Source organism: Nocardia noduli (assembly GCF_019038455.1).
Classification (GTDB): Bacteria; Actinomycetota; Actinomycetes; order Mycobacteriales; family Mycobacteriaceae; genus Nocardia; species Nocardia noduli.
On record NZ_JAFMPL010000201.1, the window covers coordinates 1 to 4111 of the forward strand.

Below are 4111 nucleotides of genomic sequence, written 5' to 3' on the forward strand. Positions count from 1 at the left end.
AGCAAGTGCGCCGGACGAATCTCCGGATTGCCCGCGGCGGAGGCCGCCTGCAGGGCGGCGGTCAGCGCCGCCTGGGTCTTGGTGGTGGGATTGAACGAGTCCACGTGCACCTTCCTACGTCATTGATTCACGGTGTCCATTCACACGGCCCGGCCCCGGGATCGGGCGGCGAGCCCGGCCCGTTTTCCGATGCCGCGTTCACACCGTCCAACGTCCAAAAGGTTGAGTCTGTTCCGCTCAAGTTCGACAATTTTCGCCGGGTTCCGATCGGGTGTCGTCCGCGGCCGCGTCCGGTGCTGAACGCTACGCCGCTCACTTCCGAATGCGATGAATCCGAGCGCGCGTGGTGTAGGGATTGCTTAGTGAACGCGGGCACCGCGGCCCACGCGCTCGGCCGGACGCAGGCACGGCCGCCGACAACGAGGTAACCGCCGTTAGTTGACGTCTCAGTATTGATCCCGGACAAGGAGCCAGTCGATGCGCGCGATCGTGGTACGGAAATTCGGAGAGCCGATGGAGACCGCGGAGATGCCGGTACCCGAACCGGGCGCGGGGGCGGTCCAGGTGCAACTGACCGCGGCGGGCGTCAACCCCTTCGACTTGCGCATGGCCACCGGCTACCTGAAGAACGCGCTGCCGCACGACTTCCCGATGATCCTCGGGGTCGACGGCGCGGGCACCGTGTCGGCCATCGGTCCCGGCGTCACTCGATTCGAGGTCGGCGACCGCGTGGTGGGCAAATTCCTGGTGCCACCGGCAGGTCACGGCAGCTTCGCCGAATACTCGGTGCTACCCGAGGACGCCACGCTGGTCCATATTCCGGGCAAGATCACCACGCTGGCCGCCGCGGCGCTACCGACAGCGGGCGTCACCGCGCAGGATCTGGTCGACGCGGCCGCCATCCGGCCGGGGCAGAAGGTGTTGATCGTCGGGGCGACCGGCGGTGTCGGCTCCTTCCTGGTTCAGCTGTCCAATATCGCGGGCGCGCACGTCATCGCCACCGCCGGACCCGCCGACGCCGACCAGATGGCGCGGCTCGGCGCGGCCGAAACCGTCGACTACCACCAAGCCCCCGTCGAGGATTCGGTGCGCTTCACCCATCCCGACGGCGTGGACGTGCTGTTCGACCTGGTCAGCCCGCCGGACGCGCTGGCCGATCTGACGGGGCTCGTCCGGACGGGCGGCGCGGTCTACTCGACCATCGGATCCGCCGACGAGCAGCGCCTGCGCGAGCGCGAACTCCGGGGCGGGAATATCGAATCCCGCGGCGCCGCACCCGAGCTGGCGCGGCTGCTGCACCGGGTGGACGAGGGTGACGTGGTGATCCCGGTCGCCGCCACCGTGCCGCTGTCGGAGGCGGCGTCGGTGATCGGCGCGCCCGGCGCGCGCGGCAAGACGGTGCTGGCCATCTGAACGGCGAATCGGTGCGATTCCCATTCCGGCACGAAAAGCATGACGCGGATATCGAATTCGGCCTCTTCCTGATCCCCGAGGCCGACGACTACGCGCAATTGCTCGCGGTGGCCGAATACGCCGACGGCGCGGGTCTGGATCTGATCGGCATCCAGGATCACCCGTACCAGCGCCGATTCCTCGATACCTGGACGCTGATCACGGCGCTGGCCGTGCGTACCTCGCGCATCAGCTACTTCCCCGATGTCGCGAACCTGCCGTTGCGCAATCCGGCGGTTCTCGCCAAATCCGTGGCGTCACTGGACATCATGACCGAAGGCCGCGTGCATCTCGGACTGGGCGCGGGTGCGTTCAGGGACGCCGTCGCCGCCATGGGCGGTCCCCGGCTCAGCGACGGCGACGCGGTGCGGGCCCTCGGCGAGGCGATCGCGGTGGTGCGCGCCATGTGGAGCGACGAACGCGCGGTGCGGGTGGTCGGCAATTTCCACACCCTCGACGGCGCACACCCCGGGCCGACGCCGCAACACCGGCCCGGCATCTGGCTGGGCGCGAAAGGGCCGAGAATGCTGGCCCTGACCGGGTACGCCGCCGACGGCTGGTTGCCGTCCTCCAGCTGGGCTCCGCCGGAATTCCTCGACGAGGCCAACAAACGCATCGACGACGCCGCCGCGACCGCCGGACGCGACCCGGCCGAGGTACGCCGCGTCTACAACGTCTCCGGCACCATCACCGACGACCGGACCGATCACGGTTTCCTGGAGGGCCCGGTGGCGCGCTGGGTCGACGACCTCGTCGCCCTGCACCGCGACCAGCGCGTCGACGGATTCGTCTTCTGGCCGATCGAGGGCGAACCCCTCGATCAGATCCGCCGGTACGCTGAACAGGTGGTCCCGGCCGTTCGCGCCGAGACCGCGGCTCGATGACCGGGGTGCGCCGACCCCAGCGTGCTGATTCGCGCTGCTTGGCCTCATAATTCCCATCGGGTGGATCCGACGCCCCCTCGACCGTTCGTCGTGGGGTTATCCGGCCGGGTTTGCCCACGGTTCACCGTCGAGCGGGCCCACCCGGCCCCATACCCACACGACCACGGGATTTTTCAGGGATACTTGACGGCGGACCGCCGGTTACGGATACGTCCCTGAGCTACACGAGGGAAAGGAAGCTCCACGTCGTGGATGCGCGTTCGGCAGCGCTGGTCCGCGCCAATTTCCGTGCGGTGATCGAATCACCGCACGGGTCCGAGCGGTTGATCAGCGCGTTCTACGGTCACCTGTTCGCGGATAACCCGCAGTTACGCGAGCTCTTCCCGCCCGCGATGGACATGCAGGCGAAACGTTTGGTGACCGCGATCCAGTTCGTCCTCGACAATCTGGAGGATTGGTCGCGGGCGCAGAAGTTCCTGGAACAATTGGCACGTGACCACCGCAAATACGGGGTGACGGCCGCACATTACGACGCGGCGGGCCGCGCCCTGCTCACCGCGTTCCGGGTTTTCAACGGCGCGGGCTGGCATCGCGGCCTCGAAGAGGGCTGGACCGACATCACGATCCTGATCTCGGCGTCGATGGCCATCGGCGCCAACTCCGACAAATCGCAGCCCTTCTGGGAGGCGACGGTGGTCGGCCATCGCCGGGTGCTGGAGGATCTCGCGATCGTCCGGCTGCAATCGGACGGCGTGATCCCCTTCCAGGCGGGCCAGTACGTACCGGTCGCGATACCGCAGCGGCCCAAGATGTGGCGATACTTCTCGCCCGCGATCCCGGCCAATCCGTACGGCGAGATCGAATTCCACGTCCGCAAGATCCGGGGCGGCTGGGTCAGCCCGGCGATCGTCAACGAGACGAAGGTCGGCGACCGCTGGCAGGTGGCAGGTCCGCTCGGCGGTTTGCACATCGATCGTGAGAGCGGCCGAGATGTGCTGTTGATCGGCGCGGGCACCGGTATCGCGCCGCTGCGCGCTCAGCTCATCGAGATGGGCCAGCGCGGTATCAATCCGAGGGTGCATTTCTTCATCGGCGGCCGCTACCCGTGCGACCTGTACGACGTGGAGAACATGTGGCAGCTCTCGCAGAGCAATCCGTGGCTCACCATCGTGCCGGTGTGCGAGCAGAAGACCAACCCGTGGTGGTACCCGCATCCGCCGTCCGATGCCCCGTACGGCATGCACCGGCGGCTGATCGGGAATCTGGGCGCGGTGGTCGCCAGCTTCGGCGCGTGGGCCGATCGCCAGATCCAGATCGCCGGTTCGGCGCGCATGATCGAGGACACCCGCAGGGCCTTGATCGCCGTCGGCACGCCGGAGCACATCATCAGCGCCGATCCGGTATGAGCCTCGATCCACTTCCGGGCGACCGATCGACGCGGACGGCACGGTGCTCATCCGGGCAGCGCCGACCACCGGGCCCCACGGACACACCCGCGCCGACACGGCATGATCGCCCGATGCCGACCACGGCGACGGCACGCGGGCACACCCGCTGGACACAGGAGAATTGATGACGGATCCGAGCATGCGCGGCAACGGCGCCGCGCCGTTCGACGCGACGCCCGAGTGGACCGCGACGGTCGTCGGGCACCACCGGCTGCGCCACGATGTCGCCGTGATCCGGCTGATCGGTGAATTCGTGCCCTTCGCCGCGGGGCAGTCGGTGGAGGTCAGGGTGCCGCAGCAGCCGGAGGTGCGGCGTCGGCTCACGCC

At 68.2% G+C, this 4111-nt stretch carries 4 protein-coding genes and 1 pseudogene; 4 read left to right on the forward strand and 1 reads right to left on the reverse strand.

Translation table 11 applies throughout. The features are described 5' to 3' along the window. On the reverse strand, nucleotides 1–104 hold a 104-nt coding region (locus tag JZ792_RS43625; RefSeq protein WP_438804399.1), incomplete at its 3' end, for a hypothetical protein. 373 nt (nucleotides 105–477) lie between these two features. Between JZ792_RS43625 and JZ792_RS40745 the strand changes: the two genes are divergently transcribed. From JZ792_RS40745 to JZ792_RS40760, 4 genes and pseudogenes are all read left to right on the forward strand, one after another. Continuing rightward, nucleotides 478–1413 (forward strand): NADP-dependent oxidoreductase, encoded by a 936-nt coding sequence (locus tag JZ792_RS40745; protein ID WP_216918284.1) that lies wholly within the window; start codon nucleotides 478–480, stop codon nucleotides 1411–1413. Nucleotides 1414–1424: 11 nt separating this feature from the next. Continuing rightward, nucleotides 1425–2336, forward strand: a complete 912-nt coding sequence (locus JZ792_RS40750) for an LLM class flavin-dependent oxidoreductase (RefSeq protein WP_216918286.1) — start codon at nucleotides 1425–1427, stop codon at nucleotides 2334–2336. Nucleotides 2337–2584: 248 nt separating this feature from the next. Then, nucleotides 2585–3742, forward strand: coding sequence for an FAD-binding oxidoreductase (locus JZ792_RS40755; protein WP_109523185.1), 1158 nt, complete (start codon nucleotides 2585–2587; stop codon nucleotides 3740–3742). 166 nt (nucleotides 3743–3908) lie between these two features. Further along, nucleotides 3909–4111: pseudogene (locus tag JZ792_RS40760) on the forward strand (FAD-binding oxidoreductase); the annotation flags it as partial.

Bases quoted from the DNA above. Each gene is read 5' to 3' on its own strand.
- JZ792_RS40745 (WP_216918284.1), top strand. From the start codon at position 478: ATGCGCGCGATCGTGGTACGGAAATTCGGAGAGCCGATGGAGACCGCG.